Origin of the sequence: Frondihabitans sp. PhB161, assembly GCF_003814635.1 — a bacterium.
Classification (GTDB): Bacteria; Actinomycetota; Actinomycetes; order Actinomycetales; family Microbacteriaceae; genus Frondihabitans.
This window is the reverse complement of record NZ_RKQW01000001.1, coordinates 1,116,856-1,136,637: the sequence shown is the minus strand read 5'-3', so window position 1 is coordinate 1,136,637 and position 19,782 is coordinate 1,116,856. Positions and strand designations below refer to the sequence as shown.

The window sequence follows — 19,782 nt, the reverse complement described above, 5'->3', positions numbered from 1 at the left end:
GGTGCCGGTGCCGATGTCGATGTCGATGAGGGATCGTTTATCGAGATGGGGCAGCCGTGAGTAAGTGGGTACGCTTCGCGGGTGACGACCTTGACTGGAAGCCGTGTCCTCTCGCGTCCTTGGACGGCCGACGATGCTGAGTTCGTGTTTGACCTGTACTCACGGTGGGATGTTCAGCGCTACCTCGGGCACGAGCCCAAAGTCATGGAGAACATCGACGCGGCTCACGCCCTGATCGGTCGTCTCCGCGCACGGAGCGGCCCGGTACTGGGCTATTGGGCGGTCGAAGCCACTGCAACGGGTACTCCCGTGGGCACGGTTATGTTGCAACACATCAGGCTCTCCGGAAGGAGCGAACCATCCGCCGAGGTCGAGATCGGCTGGCACTTCCATCCGGATGCGTGGGGCCACGGATACGCAACCGAGGCGGCACAGCTGCTGCTGCGGCACGCTTTAGCAGCCGGGCTCAACCGGATCATCGCGGTTGCCCATGTCGAGAACGCTGCGTCGCGCCGAGTCTGTCTGCGTCTCGGGATGACACACCAGGGACGAACGACTCGTTACTACGACGCGGAATACGAACTGTTCGAATCGGGCTACATTCGCACTGACCTATCGCACTGACTGATCGGCTGGTGGGGCCGGTGGTGAGCGCAAACGAAGACGAGAAATTTCAACTCTTTGTCATCGACGGATAACCCGCCAACGACTTCGGCACTACCTTCAGGCTATGTCGAGAGAGAACGATCCGCCCCGGTGTTACTGGCGGTCTCACCCCTGGTGGAGGCTCTCTGGAGCAGGTCTCGGCTTGGCCCTGTTCGTCGTGGCCGGCGTCATGTTTCTTCTTCACGCCCACGGCGCACACAAGGTCTTCGACGTCGGGGCCATTCTTGTTTCCGCCGCATCGATCGCGTGGTTACTTTTTCGTGACCGCTACGAAGTGAGCGGCGAAGACACGGGTGAAGCGAAAGCGTCTATCGCAGACGACCGCTAAGCCCCCCTGCCACTCTCCCTTTGAACGATGGTCTACCGGGTCGTTGTGGCGGACGTTGCGTCCAACGATGCGAGATAGTCAGCATTACCTCGCAGGGCCGGCTTGTACCTCTCAAGCTCTGCCGCATCCACGTGATCGGCCAACAGGTTGAGGAGACTTGCAAGTGCGGTGTTCGTCTTACCCGCAGCGTGGAAGGTGAGGGATTCGAAGGCTCCTAGAGCCACGGAGTCGGGGAACTCACTACGCGCCCGAGCAAATACGTGCAGGGACTCTTCGATCCTCCCCAGATTCCGGAGCGTGCTGCCGTATTGGAGGTAGCAGCGGCGGCGAATGTCCCCCGCCAATCCCTTCTGCATGGATCGCTCGTAGAAGCCGAGCGCCGTCGCTTCTTCTCCCGCCGTGTCGTAGGCAACGCCGAGCTCGTAAAGGACTCTGGGATTCTCTGGGTGCTTCTCGTAGAAGGGCATCGATGGTTGGGCGCATGTTGTCCCGGTCCCGGGAGGCGAAGATGCTGTCGAGCTGCGCGTCGAGAGTGTCAGTCATGGCAATTTCTCCTCAGGGGATCGGGCAGGCCGTGGCGGCCGCCGCCAGGATATCGACCGTGTCGATTGCCGATGGTCTACCGCGCGCCTAGGCACTAGACAGGTACGACGGCCTATCGAAGGAGTTGCCGATGCTGATTCAGGTCTGCGGGTTACCCGGTTCTGGGAAGTCCACACTGTCAGCCGCTCTCGCGGATCGAGTGCCGGCGACGATGCTGCGAGTCGATGCGATCGAAGCGGCGATGTGGAAGTACGGCATCCCTCGGGAGCAATCTGGTATCGCTGCATACTCGGCCATGCACGCGATCGCCGTCCCGAACCTTCTACGGGGCCAAACGGTGATCGCGGATGCAGTCAGTGGAAGTGAGCCCGCACGGGCCGGTTGGGTGTCGACTGCCGAGATGGCTGGTGTTCCCCTACGAATAATCGAGGTCGTCTGCCCTGACCTCATCGAGCACCGACGCCGAGTCGAAGAGCGCAAGAACGACCTTCCTGGATTCGTGCTGCCGACGTGGGACGAAGTGGAAACCACGCGAGCTGAGTACGAAGCGCGCAGTGACGAACGACTCGTGCTTGACAGCACCATGCCCGTAACAGAAATGGCCACAATGGCCCTCGAATTTGTCGGGGCCGGCGTCCGATAGCCGATGGTCCAACGGGACAGGGACGGATATTAGCCCGCCGTGGCCCAAATGACGCCACCAACCAGGGTCAGTACGAGAACTGCGGCCGCCGCCCCGAGCCAGGGCCTCGCGGGCGGAGCCCACGTCTGCTTACCCCATCCCTGGTACCGCACAGTTTTGACAATGCCAACCACAGTTAGGAGAACCCCGACGACTGCCCCGGCGATAAGGATTACGAAGATGGGGTCGCCGCTGAACATGAACCGAATCTAAATGCTCGGTCTCCGATGCGCACAGAAGAGCTGATCAGCTAGATCTTCAGAGGTCAGAGATATCGAGCCAGGCCTGGATCGTGGATCGTGCGGCGGCGCGATCGTCGTCGGTCGGTGCCGTGATCGTGGCGGCGTGCCGAAGGAAGACGTTAAACACCGTGACCCGGGGCACTCCATCGGTGCCGCGCCAGTCGATCGATGGGAACCTATCGACGCTGGTCACCTGCTCGCGACGGATTCGTGTCGTGAACAAGTAGTCACGGATGACAAGCTCTTTTTCGCCGAGCGTGACGCCAGCGCCCAGACCCCGAAACGCGATCAGGACCGCGGCCGCCAGAAGAACAGCAGCGAACGGCCAGTCGTTCAATTGCCGCACCAGTACGACAACCGCGAAGACAGTTAAAGCGATCGCCCCGAGGCCGAGGGTCGCCCGCGTGAGCGGGGGTGCGGTGATGCGCCGAGTCGGCCGAGGGACACTCATGCACTCCACGATGAAGCATCCTGAGCCTCGTTGCCCACCCGCCGGCCGCGTTTGGACGAAAGTGTTAGACCGTCTCGGTAGCGGATGGTTGAGCGGTCAGCCGACGCGAGGCGGCTCGTAGTGTGTTCGACATGACTGCAGTTGAGCGGGAAGAGTCTTGGACGACGTTGGGGCGGGTCGTCGTTTATCAGGGGCGCGTGACGTTGTCTGACCACTCGGTTCGGCTTTCTGACGGGTCCTCGGCGCACTACGAGGTAAACGAGAGCATCCCGTTCGCTGTTGCAACGCTCGTGATCGACGGTTCCCACGTGGTCCTCACCCGGCAGTATCGCTACCCGATCGACCGGTGGATCTACGACTTGCCAGGTGGCGCAGGAGAAGCAGGCGAGGCACCCGAGGAGGCCGCGCGACGCGAGCTCGAGGAGGAGTTGGGGTTAATCCCCGCTGACCTCCGGCCGCTGCACACCTTCTTCGTGAATCCGGGACGGGCAGCGTGGCCGGCGCACATCTTCGTCTGTACGCGGGCCGCTGCTGGCGGGCACCGTGATCGGAGTGATCCCGCCGAGAATGTGCGATCGGTGCGACTCGGGATTGCGGACTTGGACTCACTGATCGCTAGCGGGGACATTGTCGACCCGACTCTCATCGTGGCGCGTGCCGCCGCGGCCGCCGCCGGAATACTTCCGCCCCTCGCTCCAGTTCCTGCCCGATAGCCAATCGACTACCGGGCACTTGGAGCGTCTTTGCCGCCCAACTGCTCTCTCGCACGCCAGCGCACGCCCCATTCAGCTACTGCGGCTTTGTACGCGTCAAACGGCCGTCGATGCTCAACAGCCCTCCTACCGGCATCCCAAGCGACGACCCCGGCGGCGTGAAGATGCCGCCACATGTCGATAACCGAGTCGAGGTTCATGGGCGTAGGAGAAGGCACCGGGTCTGTCCGGAGATACTCGGCCGCCGAGTCGATCGTGAAGTCATCGCCTCCATAGAAGATGACGGGGAAACGAACTGCTACGAGTTCGTCAATGTCCACCTCAGGGTGCAGCTCCAGGTAGCTTGCGTACTCCCAGATGGGAACGTCGGGACGATTTGGCGTTGCCGGCCCGGCAAGCGTCCCGGCCGCGAGCGTCGAAGAACCCGGGCGCTGGGCCTCAAGTGACTCGAGGATTGCGAGACGCTCGTCCTCGGGCATGCCTTCAATGTTCATTTCACGATCCTCCACCCGAAGTCGTGTGAAAAGCACGGTTCTCGGGCCACCGCGTCCAACGGCCGATCCCCATTCGGGACGGCGACCGCCAGCTGGTTACCTCGATCATCGCCGTCCCGCCTAAACGGAGCGCCCCGGCGATCGATCGTTGAAGGTTCGGCCAGGTTGTGAGGTGGCGCGAGGTACGCGGCGACGACTGTCCTGCCCCAGTCTTTGCGACTAACGAAACAGCCCAGATACGGGGCTGTTCCGTCCTTAGTCCCGTGGCACCTCAGGTTGCCGGGTCGGGCGTCGCGTCGTCGTTGTCCTCGGCTTGCATATCCGCGGGCGGAACAAAGTTTCGGAACTCGACGAGCGAGTCAAGAAAGTCAGTGATCTGGGAGACCCGCTGGTACCACCGAGGGTTGTCCTTGGTCAGGATCTGCTCCACCTGCTCCGGGGTAAACCCAAGGGTGACCAGCAGACGAGCCTCGAACAGGATCTCCAAGATGTCGATGCTGACATACAGCGGTATGTGGTTCCGGGCGAGGAACACGGAAGTGGGCAGGCCGTGAATGAGGGAGTTCCGAACGAGCGAAACGTCATCTTTCCAGGACCGGACACCCCCGATCGCAGTTGTCAGTAGCTCGCCCGTTTCGCAGTCCATTCGCGCCAGTCGCTGCCTCAGCGTCGGACGCGCGCTCTCGAGGACGGCTTGCTTGGCCTTCTTAGCGAACGGGTTTAGGTCATTGTGTTCTGCAAGGGCTGCCTCGGCCGAAGCAGCCAACTCGCGGAGTGCGTCGTCAGTTTCTGGGTCTGGATTGATCGACCGGTCAAAGGTTTCAACGAGTTGGGCAAGGTAGCTCATCTGCGTCAGGCGGCTTGTCGGGCGCTGCTGAATCCAGTCCACGTACTGCTCGAAGGTGACCTGGTGCTTCTTCCAGGCGTCGAAGAAGATCGGCAGCTGCATTTCGTAGTCGAAGTTGCGGAGGCGGTGCATGAATCGCCCCTCCTCCAGGTCGTCCGGAGTCACCTTCCGGTCGGGGTTATTCGCGAGCACTTGCACGTCGCGACCCACGAGCTCGCCCGACCCCGTGTACGTCCAGGTCGTGTTGCCGATCCACATGGACTCGATGCCGGCAGCGCTCCGGATGCCGGAGCCGACCAAGAAACTGAGGGGCAGAACCCATCCCGAGATGAAATCCCGCAGGCGGATCGGCTCGGGGAACGTCAGCTTGAACATACTTGTCTGCGTCAACGTCAGTTTGCCGCTGTTGCCCGGCGACCAGACCCTCGGCGATGCGTCCTTCAAAGACACCTCGACGCCTCGGTAGACCACGGTTCGGGTCGGGATGTTGAGCCGAGTGACCTGTAGCTCTTGCTCGTCGTCGAGATTGGTCTCGATGTTCCAATTGACCCACTGCGCCCAAGCGTGCTGCCCCCAGAACCTGAAGGCCGCGTGGGTAAGAAAAAGATCGTCTTCTTCAAGAAGAACCTCGCTCTTGATCACGACGTAGGGCTGGTACGTCCTCCGAGTGAGCTTCCCTCCCCCAAAATTCCGCTTGTACCCGGCGAGGCGGAGGTCAACGAAGGTGAAGGATCCCTCTTCTGTCTGCGCGTGAAGAATCGGGTAGGTGTTCACCTCCGACTCCGAAGAGAAGAAACGTTCGATGTGCGGGGCTTCGCTCGCGAAGTCGCTGAACAGATGAACCACGTGGTTTGGTACCGACTCGCTCATAATGAACTGGCCGTGAGCTGTCTCCGTCTCACCGTCGGCGTTCTTACGCGTGAAAGTAGCGGCAATAGTCTTCGACGAATGAGGCGTACCCATGATGACGAACTCTAGGTGCAGGCGCCGGCTCGCGGTCTTGTCACCTATGGGCCCTCCACCAGTCTGTAGCGTTTAAGCCCCCATCTCCGGGCAGTTTTGCGGGACAGGCATACGCGAATCCGCAGGCCAGGCGGCACTTGACTTCGCGCGACCGAGATGGGCTTGCGAACGTGTCCCGATGAACGACCGGCTACCGGGCACCTGCGGAAGGCGTGATTTTCTAATGGCTCGTTCTAGCGATGACCGTGGGCGGTACTGCGCCGTGCGCTTCGGTCAGACTTTGCGACACTGTCACGATGGGTGTCTTGGAGGAGCGTTGGAACGAGTCATGTTCTGCCCTTGAGCTCTACGTCGCCAGTTGGGGTCATGCGGACGTTCCGCGCTCCTTCGTAACCCGTGATGGGCATCGGCTCGGCGCCTGGCTACACCGCCAACGCACCCTGGCCCACCAAGGACGACTCCCTGCCGGACGCCGAGCACGGCTGCACCAGGCAGGAGTTTCCTGGTCGCTCTCCGATCGGGCAGCAGGCTTGAACGCCTACCTGCAGTTCATGGAGACCGAAGGACACGGACGGGTCCCCCACACCCACCAAACACCCGACGGGTTTTCGCTTGGAACGTGGGTGCAGTCAAGGCGTGCGCAGTGGGTCCGCGACCCCGCTCACGCCCGACGCCTCTGGCCTGAACTCGATGAAGCAGGGTTCACCTGGGAGATCCGCAACCGCGACGAGCAATGGCACACGGGCATTGAAGCACTCCGCCTATACCGCCGCGACCGAGGAGACGCCCTCGTTCCGCACTGGTACCGGACAGCCGAGTCTTTTCCGTTAGGAAAGTGGGTCGATTCACGCCGCGTTGATTACCGCAGAGGAACACTCAGTCAAGACCGGATCGCGTCGCTCGATGACATCGGCATGATCTGGTTCCTCCGGAGCACCCCAGACCCCACCACTAGGCGCGCCCGCGAAGAGGCCCACTTCGCCGCCATGCTTACGCGAACCAGATTGTGGTCTGCCAGCCACGACGGTGCGCTCCCCCACGCGCGGGAGCTCGACGAGGACACCATTGCCATTGGCCGCTGGCTCGGACGCCAACGCCACCTCCTCCGAACCGGCACCCTCTCCCCTACCCGGAGGCAGCAACTCAATATCGCCCTGCCGCTGTGGACAGACCCCCAAATGACCGTCACAAGCCCTGACGGACCACCCCGCAAACAACCCACCGCCTGTCCTTAGCAGGACTGCCGTCTCGAAAAACTAAAGGTTTGGAGACGTCTCATCAGCGGTGGTGCCATCGGTCGATCTGCAGACCCTGGGGCGTCTTGTTTTGTCGTCTTGGCGCATGTTTGGGATGTCGGCCCCGGCTAGGGGTTTGTGAGACGCGCAGATTGTTGCCGCAGCGGCCCCCTTGAAAAGGGGGCTATCACCAGGATGCAGCTATCTGAGGGGCGGTTGCCGGTACGCCCTGACTACTCAGGCAAGTCCCCGATGGGGGGCCTGACAATCGAACCTATTGTTGGTTGAGTTGAGGGTGTGGACCATGGATGGTCCCCAGTTACGGAGTACCTGATGACCATGATGGTCAACCCCACACCCGACCCCACGCGCCGCCCCGCTCAATCGAGACGCCCGCGGACCCTATGACCGTGGCCCTGCGGCTCCTCGACGAGGCACACCGCCACTTCCGGACTTCATGCGCTGTGGCAGCGGGGGTTGGACCGACAGAGTTCGATGCGGTACTTACGCTCGCGCAGCAGGAACCTCTTACACACCGTGAATTCGCCGACCGGTGTTGCCTAACCAGTAGCGCCACGACTGCGTTGATCGATCGGCTCGAGCATGCAGGACACGTCACCCGGGTCGCGCACCCTACCGACAGGCGAAGCAGCCTTCTTGTGCTGACGGACACAGGACATGACACCGTTCGGGGAATTCTTCGCCGGTATGACGCCGTCCTCCAATCTGTTCCCGCCACCGGCACGCCTACTGAATACCTCACCGCAGTGACGGCAGCACTTCGCACCGCTTCCACTGCTTTCTGATCGAAGAAGGATCGACACTCATGGACACCCCCTCCGCTGCCGGACGCACCGCACCCGTCCCGTCTTACCTGGACCGGGCACCGACGGAAATGTTCCCGAGCATGTCGGCGCCAGATCCCCGGGTTGCCATTGTGGACGGGGCCATCACAGCGTTTCGCCGGAGTGCGTTTCACCAGGTGACCGAGGAACAGGTGGCCACTGCGGCCGGGATGACGGTGCAGGCCGTATCGAACCAGTTCCCTTCCTGGGACGGGCTCGTGATGGCGGTCATCGACCGGTGGAATTCCCAGCGGATGCGGCCCCTTCTTCCTCTGGTCGATCGCGGCGCGGTCGTGTTTCTTCGCGGCATAGTGAAAGCGAACATTGCCGACCCTGCCCTGATGCGGTTCCTCACGGCGACGGTAAATATCGCTGCGACCCCGGAGCACCCAATGGCGGCGCACCTGCACCACGAGTGGCACCGATTCCACAGCCTGGTGAAAACCACCCTGAGCGACGACATCCGCCGAGGCCTCGAACCCGAAACGATGGAACCCGGCCGCGGGGCAGAACAACTCATCGCCCTCTATGAGGGGCTGCAGTTGCAGTCCATGGTCCGCCCCGGAATGAACCTTCTCGACGCCTACGACCGGGCCGTCACTCGCCTCCGGGATGGCTGGTCAAGGGCCTACACACCACCCGTCTGGGACCTTAATTCCTGACCGCCCCGGCACAGCGGCAACACACCCGCCGGCCCGAGAACCCGCACCCGCAGCACGTCCCTGCCCCGCCTGTGGTGCGCTGACTCGCAAGGAACTCAACCGGTTCTACGGCACCGCCCTCTCCGTGCACAGGGTCCTCCTCATATGCCCGGGATGCAGTTGGGTCGGATTCGAGCCCACACCATCCCGGCTCCTCCCCTAACCCGTATCATGCCGCAGGTACCACCGATCAGATTAAAGGTATGGGTGAGGTCCTCGCCCCGCACTTTGTTCATATTCCCGTGCCGGTGCGCCTCGGGCCCATCGTCGAAATACCTACCCTGGCCAGGAACACTACGGCTACGGTTGTCCTGCCGGGGGGGTGGTAGCCCAGGCAAAGGCCCGCCCCATGTGGATGCCCCTGATCCGGTGCCCTTGAGGCATGGCCGCGGGGTCTCCCGCCCGGGCAGGAGACCCCGCACTCACCACCACCACCACCAGTCGTTCGGCGCGAAGCCGTCCCGCGCCTGGCCGAAAAGCTTCACCCCTGCCCACCGCCGCCTCGAGCCCTGCGACGCCCACATAATCCGGGTAGGAGGCTGTCGCAGGACCCTTGCGGGTTGTCCCTCCACAGTGAGGCGCAAGCTTCTGTCACGGCAGAGAACACACCAGATTCGGGGCCAGAGTGTTCCCTCGGGACTTCCTTGCTCGCAACGGAAGCATCTTCACCGTACGTGTACCCCGCCACCGACCCGTGACCCCTGTTCTGGGGATAGCGATCCGCAAACTCGACCGTTCGAGCATGCAGGTAAAGGAAGAGCGCCTTCCAGGTAGTGAAAGTGTCTCGGAGACAACACAAACTTGGCCACACGAGGTCGGACCGGCCTACCTTTATTGCCACTCCGGTCGAGGCACCCTCCCGGAATGAGTTGTACCCCACCGGGACAACTTAGATGGGGTGGCGCGGTTCGGGTCCGTTCCACCCCATCAACCGTCGCGGGCGAACACGTCTTGCCCTCGTCGGGAAAGCGCGCGTTGGGGTATACCCCAACACACCACACAAAAAACGGCCAAATCACGTCGCAATAGAGTCCCAATCCTTACTTGTGCGGCATAAATGTGGGAGGGTCTAGACGTGTCTCCTCATAAAACGCAGACCGTTGCCTACGTTCGAGTGTCCTCGACCGATCAGAACCTCAGTCGGCAGCTCGAGGCCATCGGCCCGGTCGATCGGGTATTCGAGGAGAAAGTGTCCGGCGGGTCCCGCACCGACCGGACTGCTCTTGCGGAGTGCATCCGGTACGTCCGAGACGGGGACGTTGTCCGGGTTGCTTCTATGGACCGGCTCGCGAGATCGTTGCGGGACCTTCGGGACATTGTCGATGAGATCGCCAGGAAAGGCGCCACCGTAATGTTCGTCAAGGAGCAGCAAACTTACGGCCGTGATGCCGAGGACGCGATGGGGCAACTGATGCTGAACCTCCTCGGGGCATTTGCCGAGTTCGAGAGGTCTCTCATCCGGGAGCGGCAAGCAGAAGGGATCCGGATCGCGAAAGCCGCCGGCAAGTACCTCGGCCGGGCGAAGAAGCTGACCCCCGAGCAAGTCGACGACGCACGTGAGCTCATCGCGACAGGAGTGCCAAAGACGGTCGTGGCAAGGAAGCTTGGTGTCGACAGGGCCACCTTGTACCGAGCCCTGGCAGGAACATCATTCCTGACAACGGCCCTCGAGGATCCCGGCCAAGCCGCGCCTCAATAAAGGCTGCCGAGCGCTCCTGCCTGACCTTGCGCCGTCTCAAGACTGAGTCACTCTAAGACAGGCACTGTTCGTCGTTCCTCCGCGGCCGAGGAGGGCTGCAGGAGGTTCTGCCCCGCACGTCGTTGCGCGGGGCAGAACCGGTGCCGGCGGGGTGTTCATCGGCCACCCATTTCCAGGACAGCCGGACAGGCCCTAAGCCCGACACTGCGGATAAATCCTATGGACTCATCCACTCCCGTCAGTAAACCCGCAACCACCGACACGCGCGTGTCCTCCGCCAAAGTTCGTCGGCAGTGTTGAGCCCAATCGACTGTGTTCCCAACGTCTGGCGCTCGTGCCGGAATACCGAAAGCCCACCGCACCTACAGGTGTGGTGGGCTCCCATCGGGCGCCCGGAGTTATCCACTCTCCGAGCTGATCTCATCCTCCATGCGAGAGGACAAGACTTTCCCGTGCCCGCCTTCGGGAGCGAGCACGTGCAAGGGAAAGAGCCCACCGCACAAGGTGCGATGGGCTCTCTGAGGGTGTTACTTGGTGATCTGGGCGCTGATGGTGGCGACTCCGACGAGGAGGTCGGCCTTGACGGCGTCGGTCTTGAACGTGGAGTTCAGGAGCTTCGCAGCCGTTCCCGACACGTGGACGGTGGTGCCGGTGAGGACGCCGTTCTTGCCGTCCATGGTGAGGGGCTTCAGGGTGCCGCCGTGGAGGGAGAAGATGTAGGCCTGCTCGGCTGCGACCTTGCCGTTGACGAGGATATCGCCGTAGAGCTTGGAGTTGCCCGGGTTGACGGTGAGGTCTTCGAGGGTGACCGTGGTCGAACCGGCCTTCAGGGTGAGGCCGGACCCGGTGTGCTGGAGGATTCCCTGCACGTAGGGACGGTAGTCGCCCTTGGGGTTCCAGTACGCCAGCGAGCCGCCGGTGATGGGGAACGAGATGTCGGTGCCGGAAAGCTTCGCGTTGCCGGAGGTGCCGGGGGTGAGCTTCAGGCTCTTCAGCGCGGCCAGGAAGTTGCTGTCGAGGGCGACGGAGGTGTCGCCACCGAAGACCTCGGGAACCGCGGCGAGGGGCGCGGGGACCGTCGAGGAGGATGCGGCGAGGTGGACGTTCGAGGTCGGCGCGGCGTTGGCGGCAACGCCGGCTCCGATGACACCGGTGACGAGAAGGCCAGCGGCGGCGAAGCTGATTCCAGCTTTCGAGATCTTACGCATAACAAAATCCTTTGATGAGTGTTTCTTGGATGAATCCGGGACACCCGGTAGATGTTCCAGGGCGTTTGCCCGATGTCAGGTGTTCGCCACCCCACCCCGAGGGAGATTGGTCGACTTGAGGACTGTTACCCGTTCGTGACACGAGCAACCCTTCCGAAGGAGTGGCGGGACCTTCTGGTTACGCTTGCGAGAGTGGACGCCGTGATGGAGATGAGTTGGTCAATGCGGGGCAGCTCGGGAAGCGCCGTGGCATCCGAGACCCAGGTCACGATCCACGTCACCGAGGGAACCAGGGAGTCCGTCACCCATGTCCTCTGCCGCGGATCGCTGCTATCAGCCACATCAACCCGCGCAGGGTCTGTTTCTACTATCTCGGCCGTAATGACCGACGGGACACACATCAAGTTCCGCTGCCCGAGCATGGCCGCCTCGGTCCTGCTCTCCCGACTCGAAGCGTTGTGCACGCCTACGACTTCAGCGGCTGAGCTCGGCGAGCTTCTAGCCTGACTCCACCACCCCTAACCACAAGTCTTCGTCCCCGATGCAGGATCGGGTCGTTCCATGGCCCGCCGCGATGCGGTCAGCACGAGCAAGGACGAGCCGAAATGGTGCCGGCGTCACCCGAAAACGCCAGCACCACGATCAGTCCGTCAACGGCCACCTATCCCACAAGCGTGCACCGGACACCCACAGGTTAGAGAGCTGACCCCAGCTCGGATAGTCGGCACAAACACCGACACTCGAGCACGGTACGGCCCAGCGTCGTCGGGGTTCTCAACACGTTTCGAACCTCTCTGCGCTGCTCGAGAAGAATGTCTACGTCGGCAGCAGAAGCACTCGAGGCGGGATAGCAACCAAGACGTCGGACGGGTCTCAGGATGCGGCCCGCCTATCGCGAGGCGATCTGATCGACCGTGACACGGAATGAGACCGTGTCCCGAAATGACCACGACGCCGTCAGGTCATCCCACGACACCGTGTTGACCCCACCAAGCCGACTGTCAGAGTCGAACAACTCACCGTTCCCCCCAGTCAGCCCGAGCTGGTCGAGAACGCATGACGCCGTTACCGAGGTCACCGACGTCGGATGTCCTCGCTCATGGCTGCTCAGCACCAACTCGCTTCGCCCCACGAGCCCGACGCCAGCCTGCGGAGTACGGAGACCACATGCAGTGAGAGCTTTCCCCACCCGTTGAGGAAAAGAGGCGGTCTTCTCGGGCATCGGATTGTCCGTTGACGAGCAGCCCACCACGAAAAGCACCCCCACAGCCATAAGACCAACGACGAATGTGCCCGGTACTGCTCTCATGAACAACCTCAACCCAACATCAGCCATCGCCTAACGCACACGAGCAATACCCCGACTCCGATGCACGCTACGCCGCTTTCGCCCGCAACACGACTAGTCGACACGAGGAGCAGACATGACCCATTCGATCCCGAATCCAAACGCAGCCACGCTAACCCGCCACCACCGCAACTAACGCTGGAGGGAGGAGCAGGTAGGCGCAGCACGCAGCACGCCGTGACACCAATTTTTTGGGGCGTCCAAGACCAAACGTCGCCGCCACGCAACCGTCCCGTAACTCACTTCGCCACCAGAAATCGGACCACGACTTCCGACACATAGATACGAGACGCCCACACCCCCAAGAAACCGCGGCCCGTACCTGTCCCATTCGACTGCACCACAACCGTAGGGATATGAGACGGAAAAGTCGGTTGCAGTTATCCCCCGCTCACCGCGCATCGTCACCGTACGGGGTAAACGTGCATCCCCATGCCAGCAGCGATCTTGATCGAAGTGCCAAGACTTGGAAAGCGGCGGGCGTCCCTTTCCGCTTCAGGCCGGAAGCAGCCGGGAGGTAGAGCGTCTGCCAGTATCGAGAAATAACAACAATCCATGGGGCCAGCCCGTGCAACAACCCAAGGCGGTACGTCGAGGCGCGTGGCCCAATAACCCCCGCGGCAATAGCGACCATTACGCCGAAAGTCATCTCCCCGACAGGACGGGGCGAGGTGAAGAACTTCAACGTTTCCTCCGACGTAACTCAGCAGACCCATGCTCTCGCGGAACACAGACTGATCCTGCCAGAAAGTCGGCTAGCTGAACTGATCCGAACACCAGGCGTTCCTTCGTAAACGTCGTCCGAGCCGCGCGGAAGCCGTCTGGCTTGCTTTCCTATCCGAGAGAGGTCTCGACAATCATCTGATCGTGGCGATTCCGGAGGAGAGTGATGGCATGGGTAACGATCTGATGGTGTCAAGTGCGCGGGCACGAAGCTCGGCCACCTTTCCTATTGAGATAACTCGCGAGCTACTGCCCGTAGTCATCTCCGAGGTGGTCCGCACATCAAGGCGCTTCAAGCTCAAGGCTGCGACCGCAGCCGGGGCCACACTGACCGTGGGATTTACCTGGCGAGTCTGGGCTGGAGTAATCGAGCTCAGCTTCGCACCCGGACAAGGGAGCTGGACCCAGGTTGAAGCAAGCTGGCGACCGACCGTCGCTACAACAGTTATCGACTACGGCCAAGGCGCCAAAGATCTCCGACAGCTCTACAAGGAACTCCAAGCCGCAAGCGAACGCTAAAGGTTCCCTTACGTACCTAATCTGATGCCATGTCGTCTTTGATTCAGCAGCGCATGTCTATCGATCGCCAAAAAACTCAGGGCTGGGTGCTTTTCGGTTTTGGCGCGATCCTCGGCGCTCTTTCTCTAATCGAGATCGCGATCGATCACGATGTCAGTTGGTTCCGTTGGGCAGGACTTGTAGTCATGGCGGGCTTGGCACTCAGTGGCTTACGAATGCGTCACCAGTCTGAACGCAGACGCGCAGCCTTCGAGGCAGAACACGGCGCAAACGCAGGTAAGCAGTAGCCTTTGTCGCGTCCACCCGGCCGTGTGCCGAACACAGTCGGTAGACGGTCGACTTCCCAGGTGCCGGCGGTCACGGCCTCGAGCAGGCAGTCACCTTTTCCCCAAATACGTTTGACGGTTTCCTTTCGTGCTTCCGGGGCGTCCCATAACCGAAGTGTGCCAAAACAGATGGGAATTGGGAGTAGCAGGCGGCATCGCGACCCTTTCTGGGGAGTCGTGCCTGGGCGTGTTCTCTTCTACCGTGAGTAGGTGCCCGAGAGACCTGTCAACCTAGCGGGCGTTGAGGGGCCACAGGTCACGAGCGATCGGGGCCACAGGTCCCCCGCACTGACAGGGCTCCTGTCGGACGGTTCTCTCCCACTCCGGGGTGGGGTCGAGCGGGGCATGGCGGCGACCCTGTCGATGGTCGCTGTCATGCTGCTGTTGCTCGCGTTGCCAGCTTTCTTGGCGACTCACCGACCGGACAAGGTCCCCCTTTTGCTCGTGTCCGTGCTTCTCGCCAGCCTCATGGTGGTGGCCCTTCCACTCGCCCTCATCCGACGCGCACGCCCCACCCAGTTCTGGTTATGGATTCCGGTAGTCGCCTACGTCGGGCTTCTTCTTCTAGAGCCGTTTACGCTCCGAAATCCGCTCCCTGCCGGGTCAGCTCCCTGGCTTCTGGGCCTGTCGCTGGTCGCGTTCGGCTGCACAGCATTGGCCGAGGTGAACCCGTGGCGTGCTGGGATCTTGTGCGGCGGAATCACCGCGGCTCTCATCAGTGTGTATGTCGGACCACTCACTGCTAGCAACACCTTCATCACGTTCTTCGGCCTGTTCCTCCTCGCAGTAGCCCTGATCGTCGGTGTGCGGGCGCTCCGGGGTAGGGCCGACAAAGCCGACACGGCAGAACAGCAAGCGCAACTGCTGTTCGAAGACCAGCAACGACTCCTAGCCACCGAGGCGGAACGGGTGCGGACGGACGCGCTGCTCCACGACACCGTCCTTGCCACCTTCCTCGCCGCGGCCGGGAGCCACGCACCGGAACGCGCCACCAGCATGGCCCGCGCAGCTCTCGACCTCGTCTCCTCAACCAGCAACGACCCAGGAACCCAGCCGGTACCCGTCCCCGTCGGAGCGTTCTTTTCTTCGACCAATTCTGATCTCGCGCCGTTTCGAGGCGTGGTCACCTTTGACCTCGCTTTTGGCACCCTCGAGGTCCCATCCGAAGTGGCGGACGCGCTCATGTCAGCCACCGTGCAGGCCCTCACGAACAGTGCCAAACACGCCGGCGCAGCCGCTACCCGTTCGGTGACCGGGATCCCCCTCAAAGGCGGTGGGATGCGCATCACCGTGTCTGACAACGGGGCAGGGTTCGACCTGGACCAGGTCCCGCAGGAACGCCTTGGGGTGCGGGTGTCGATCCTGGAGCGCGTCCAGCACATCGGCGGCACCGCGCACATCCGCTCAGCACCCGGGAAAGGGACGACCGTGACCCTTGACTGGCGACCCGACTCGGCACATTCGGCGCCAACTCGTCGACCAGGCCAAGCACTGCTGAACATCATCCCCCGACGACTCCTCTACCGAGTGCTTGGGGTGCTGATCGTCATCGCGGTCCTTATCGCTTTCGCAGAAGCGTTCGTTATTACCCACCAATACGCCACCGCCGTCTCCTCCGCTCTGGGACTTGCCGTCCTTCCCACCCTCATCCAGGGAGCTAAACAGGGCAGCATGACCAACAGGGCGGCGTGGTTAACCACCAGTGTCGGCGTCGTGCTGTGCAGCATCGCGAATGTCGGTCTGAACCCTGCCAACTTCGACTCCGCGTCTGCCGCCAAACTCACCTGCGGTGTCCTCGCCGGCGCCGCCATGGCGTGGATGGCCGGCCGCCGGCTCGCCCCTGTCATCATCGTCACCGCCCTCGTCACCCAAATCACCCTCTGGGCCGGACCCGAAGGCGTCATCCGGCTAGGCCTCGCCGGGGAAATCGTCATCGCGATCGCGGGCCTCCTCATTCACCGTGCCCTACGCAAAATTGCTATCGCGGCCGAGGTCGCGGCCGAAAGGCACCGCGACTTGACCATTCGGCAAGCAGAGCTCGACGCATTCAACAACGAACGCCAGCAGCGACTCCAACACGCCAAAGGCACCGCCGCCCCCATGCTTCGACAAATCCTCGATAGCAATGGGAAACTTGACGACGCCTCCCGCACCGAGTGCCGTGTCCTCGAACAAGCCCTCCGGGATGAGATCCGCGGCCGCGCCCTCCTCAACCCCGCCATCCGCCATGTCGTCTCCGGCCATCGCCGTCGCGGCACCCTTGTTCAAGTCCTCGACGACGGCGGACTCGACGGCATCTCACCCGTGGTCCTGGACGCAATTCTGGATGATGTGGCCCGGCAACTCGAACCCGTCAGGTCATCTCGCATAGTCATCCGAACCGGGCAATCCGACTCCGACACTGCCATCACCATCGTCGCGTCTACCCCAGACGAAACAGCCGCCGCCCTCGGCCTCGACGCCGACGACGAGGTCGACCTCTGGCTCACAATCCCCCACCCCGACCAGGTCCAACTCGCCGCATAGAGACACCTACGACCCCAACGTCAAGACACCTTTCAAGGAGCCTCAAAAACGGTGCTGACCTGCCATTGATTCCGGACACAAGATTCGAGAAGACCACTCCGCGGCTCTGTGCCACGGCAGCTACCTCATCCATCGACGTCCGCAATCGATCGATTACGAGAATGCTCTTTGCCCCGAATGGGGAACCCCGACCGGGCCGTTTTGAGGGACAGGTATATCTCGAGTCCATTAATGGCGTCGCCACCGAAGTAGACATATCGTTGGCGTTTGCCGGTTGTTGGCAACGCTACTGTCGGTGGTTGTGTCCGAACACCCAGACGCTGAACGCGCCGCACACAACGACCACAGCGATGGTCACAAGTTTCGGCACTCCTCCTGACGCAGCTGCGGCTAAGGGTGTGAGAGCAAGGGTTACCGGAACGAATAAAGACATGCGTGGATTCTTCTTCTTGGGTTTCGAGGCTACCAGGGGTTGGTTCGGCAGGAGCGTCTGGATCTTTCCCGACCTAATAGGCGCGAATACGACATTTATGACCTCAATGCGGTGATCGTATTTCTCGCAGCTGAAGCCATCAGGCTGAAGTTCAAAGTTTCACGAACTGTTGGCAAGGGCCTGGTCAGTCTTTCGAACTGTTGCGACGCCGATCGGCGAGGGAAATGGCTCCTTGCAGTGTTAGGAATGCCCCTCCACTAACGAGGAGCACCGAGATGAGCCAGCCGGGTGGAGCTACGCCTAAGACTGAGTAAATGGGCCCTGTCGTGTAGGGCAGGGAAATGAAGGCGACAAGGATGATGATCAATCCAAAAGCAAGTTCGCCTGCTGGCCGGGGCGATCCCCTGAAGAATTTCATTGATGCACTTTCTTAGGCTCAACGGCCAAGTGGCCAGGTGGCCGAGCAGCGAGGGCTTCGCTGCTCGGCCAATGGTTCTCAATCGTGTTCGTCCACGTATTCGGTGAGTTGGTCAGCAGCCAGGCCGCAGATAATGGCCCCAATGGGTGCGCCAATTCCGACTGTGAGCGCGTCCGAGACGCCGTCGCATCCGGCCTCAAAGACTGCTCCCGAGATGATAGCTCCGCCATCTCCGCCTTCGATGACGTCGCCGATGGACTTCCGGCAAAGAAGGCGCTAATGCCCTTGGCGATCAATGAATAGAGAAGTCGTCCTGTTGGGTCGCCGTCGTTAATGGGGTCGCCGCCAGCGAAGACATATCGATTGGCGTTTGCGGGATCCAGGGGTGCATCGAGGGTGTCTTGTTGCGTCCAGGTGCCGGTGGTGGGGTTGTACCAGCGGATCCCGAACTTGATCAGCCCGGAGGCGCGGTCCTGGGTGCCGGAGTGGAACGAGTACGGATTCTGCCCGACACCGTTCCCTGTTCCGGTGAGGTCGCCGACGCCGTACGGGTCAAAGTTGGTGCTGATGGCGTTGGCGGCGAAGTCCGTCAGCAGCCCGACCGGGTTCCCGAGGCCGTCGTACACGTACAGGCAGCCAATGTCGGAGGACGTAGTGAGCATGGCAGGTTGCCCGGTGGTGGGGTCGGCAAACAGGTTGCCGGTGAGGTCGTTTTGGGACGTGTGTGTGTTGTACTTCACGATCTCGGGTTGACCGTTGGAGTCTTTCTGCCCGTAGGTGAGGTTGTACGTGTGGTCACCCGGCGGTGACTCGGACAAAACCGCGTTTTGTGCGGATCCGGCGTAGGTGTAGCTGGTCGTCACCCCGGTTGCGGTCTTCGTCGACGACGTCATCTGCTCAGCGCCGTTGTACGTGTACGTCGCCGTCGGAGTCGCCGTCAGATTCCCGGCCCCGTCGTAGACATACCCGGCCGCGCTGATCTGGTTGGCTGCGTTGTAGGTCAGCGTTTGCGTGGTCGGGGTGCCGCCATCAACGGTGGCCTTCGCGGTCAGCCGGTTACCGCGGTTGTCGTACGTGTACGCCCACACCGTGTTGGAAGTGCCGCCGGACTCGGTGGCGCTCTTCACTCGGCCGTCGCCTGTGTACTTGTAGACCGTCAGCGACCCGCCCGAGGTGAGGTCCTTAGTCCAGTACACCTTCGAGTGATCCGACGCAGTCGCGGTCGAGCAGGACGTGGTGGAGGCGGAGTTGTAGCAGTACTGGGTGTCGAACGTTGTTGCCGGGGTCGACCCGTTCGTGGTCGCCTTCACCTCCTTGATACGGCCGTTATCGTCGTAGCTGGTGGTGTACCGGGCGGCGTAGCTGGTCGGCAGGATCACCGTCGAGGTAGTGCTGTTGGTGTAGGAGGCGTTCGCCTGCAGGAACGTGTCCGTGCGGCGTCCCTGCGAGTCCGTGGCGTAGTCCGTGTACTGGAACGTGCTGCTCTTGGGGTACTTCGTCACCCAAAGCACACCAGACGCGTCGAACGTGTTCGTCCACGTGCCGTAGCTGGTCGTCATTGACGTCTCGTTCGAGGCCTTGTCGAACCCGTAGGAGATCGTGCCGCCACCGACGGTGTTCACGGTCGAGGTGAGCCGGCCGAGCTGGTCGTACGTGTTCGTCACCGTCCCCGGACCGGATGCTTCGGTGAGCAGGTGCCCGCCGGCGTCGTAAGTGTCAGTGACGGTCGGGGTGCTGTCGGAGAAGGAGGTGGCGAGGATGCGGTCGTTGTTGTCGTACGTGTACGACGTCGTGTTCCCCGCCCCATCCGTTTGCGTCGCCATGTGGCCAAACCAGTGGCTGGGAGTACGTCCTCGTCGGCGACCTGCGGGT

16 protein-coding genes are annotated in these 19,782 nt (G+C 62.0%); 10 read left to right on the top strand and 6 right to left on the bottom strand.

The window, feature by feature from the left end:
• Positions 1 to 81: 81 nt before the first annotated feature.
• Both EDF39_RS05530 and EDF39_RS05525 read left to right on the top strand, forming a co-directional pair.
• Positions 82 to 624, top strand: a complete 543-nt coding sequence (locus tag EDF39_RS05530; RefSeq protein WP_123941165.1) for a GNAT family N-acetyltransferase — start codon at positions 82 to 84, stop codon at positions 622 to 624.
• A 184-nt stretch (positions 625 to 808) separates the two neighbouring features.
• Entirely contained in the window at positions 809 to 994 is a 186-nt protein-coding gene (locus tag EDF39_RS05525; RefSeq protein WP_123941163.1) for a hypothetical protein, read from the top strand.
• A gap of 32 nt (positions 995 to 1,026) precedes the next feature.
• On the opposite strand, the gene EDF39_RS05520 is transcribed toward EDF39_RS05525, so the two are convergent.
• A complete protein-coding gene (locus tag EDF39_RS05520) occupies positions 1,027 to 1,461 on the bottom strand; it encodes a tetratricopeptide repeat protein (RefSeq protein ID WP_233572978.1) in 435 nt (144 codons plus the stop codon).
• Between the two features lie 206 nt (positions 1,462 to 1,667).
• On the opposite strand from EDF39_RS05520, the gene EDF39_RS05515 reads away from it, so the two are divergent.
• Positions 1,668 to 2,180, top strand: a complete 513-nt coding sequence (locus tag EDF39_RS05515; RefSeq protein ID WP_123941161.1) for an ATP-binding protein — start codon at positions 1,668 to 1,670, stop codon at positions 2,178 to 2,180.
• Between the two features lie 297 nt (positions 2,181 to 2,477).
• On the opposite strand, the gene EDF39_RS05510 is transcribed toward EDF39_RS05515, so the two are convergent.
• Positions 2,478 to 2,912 (bottom strand): hypothetical protein, encoded by a 435-nt coding sequence (locus tag EDF39_RS05510; protein WP_123941159.1) that lies wholly within the window; start codon positions 2,910 to 2,912, stop codon positions 2,478 to 2,480.
• Between the two features lie 131 nt (positions 2,913 to 3,043).
• Between EDF39_RS05510 and EDF39_RS05505 the strand changes: the two genes are divergently transcribed.
• A complete protein-coding gene (locus EDF39_RS05505) occupies positions 3,044 to 3,625 on the top strand; it encodes an NUDIX domain-containing protein (RefSeq protein WP_123941157.1) in 582 nt (193 codons plus the stop codon).
• Between the two features lie 8 nt (positions 3,626 to 3,633).
• Here EDF39_RS05505 and EDF39_RS05500 read toward each other — a convergent pair whose 3' ends face one another.
• Positions 3,634 to 4,119, bottom strand: coding sequence for a hypothetical protein (locus EDF39_RS05500; RefSeq protein WP_123941155.1), 486 nt, complete (start codon positions 4,117 to 4,119; stop codon positions 3,634 to 3,636).
• 271 nt (positions 4,120 to 4,390) lie between these two features.
• Positions 4,391 to 5,929: a HEPN domain-containing protein gene (locus tag EDF39_RS05495; protein WP_123941153.1), complete on the bottom strand. Its 1,539-nt coding sequence runs from the start codon at positions 5,927 to 5,929 to the stop codon at positions 4,391 to 4,393.
• 239 nt (positions 5,930 to 6,168) lie between these two features.
• Between EDF39_RS05495 and EDF39_RS17910 the strand changes: the two genes are divergently transcribed.
• From EDF39_RS17910 to EDF39_RS05475, 4 genes are all read left to right on the top strand, one after another.
• On the top strand, positions 6,169 to 7,164 hold the full coding sequence (locus EDF39_RS17910; protein WP_123941151.1) for a helicase associated domain-containing protein: 996 nt from the start codon (positions 6,169 to 6,171) through the stop codon (positions 7,162 to 7,164).
• A gap of 308 nt (positions 7,165 to 7,472) precedes the next feature.
• Complete coding sequence (locus EDF39_RS05485; protein ID WP_370275158.1) at positions 7,473 to 7,970, top strand: MarR family winged helix-turn-helix transcriptional regulator; 498 nt, start codon at positions 7,473 to 7,475, stop codon at positions 7,968 to 7,970.
• A 20-nt stretch (positions 7,971 to 7,990) separates the two neighbouring features.
• On the top strand, positions 7,991 to 8,671 hold the full coding sequence (locus EDF39_RS05480) for a TetR/AcrR family transcriptional regulator (RefSeq protein WP_123941147.1): 681 nt from the start codon (positions 7,991 to 7,993) through the stop codon (positions 8,669 to 8,671).
• A 1,114-nt stretch (positions 8,672 to 9,785) separates the two neighbouring features.
• Complete coding sequence (locus EDF39_RS05475) at positions 9,786 to 10,409, top strand: recombinase family protein (RefSeq protein WP_233572977.1); 624 nt, start codon at positions 9,786 to 9,788, stop codon at positions 10,407 to 10,409.
• 527 nt (positions 10,410 to 10,936) lie between these two features.
• Here EDF39_RS05475 and EDF39_RS05470 read toward each other — a convergent pair.
• Positions 10,937 to 11,617, bottom strand: a complete 681-nt coding sequence (locus EDF39_RS05470) for a hypothetical protein (RefSeq protein ID WP_123941143.1) — start codon at positions 11,615 to 11,617, stop codon at positions 10,937 to 10,939.
• Between the two features lie 2,619 nt (positions 11,618 to 14,236).
• On the opposite strand from EDF39_RS05470, the gene EDF39_RS05465 reads away from it, so the two are divergent.
• Both EDF39_RS05465 and EDF39_RS05460 read left to right on the top strand, forming a co-directional pair.
• Positions 14,237 to 14,494 (top strand): hypothetical protein, encoded by a 258-nt coding sequence (locus EDF39_RS05465; RefSeq protein WP_123941141.1) that lies wholly within the window; start codon positions 14,237 to 14,239, stop codon positions 14,492 to 14,494.
• 384 nt (positions 14,495 to 14,878) lie between these two features.
• Positions 14,879 to 17,059, top strand: a complete 2,181-nt coding sequence (locus tag EDF39_RS05460; RefSeq protein ID WP_123941139.1) for an ATP-binding protein — start codon at positions 14,879 to 14,881, stop codon at positions 17,057 to 17,059.
• Positions 17,060 to 17,906: 847 nt separating this feature from the next.
• Here EDF39_RS05460 and EDF39_RS05455 read toward each other — a convergent pair.
• Complete coding sequence (locus EDF39_RS05455) at positions 17,907 to 19,733, bottom strand: RHS repeat-associated core domain-containing protein (protein ID WP_123941137.1); 1,827 nt, start codon at positions 19,731 to 19,733, stop codon at positions 17,907 to 17,909.
• Positions 19,734 to 19,782 lie beyond the last annotated feature (49 nt).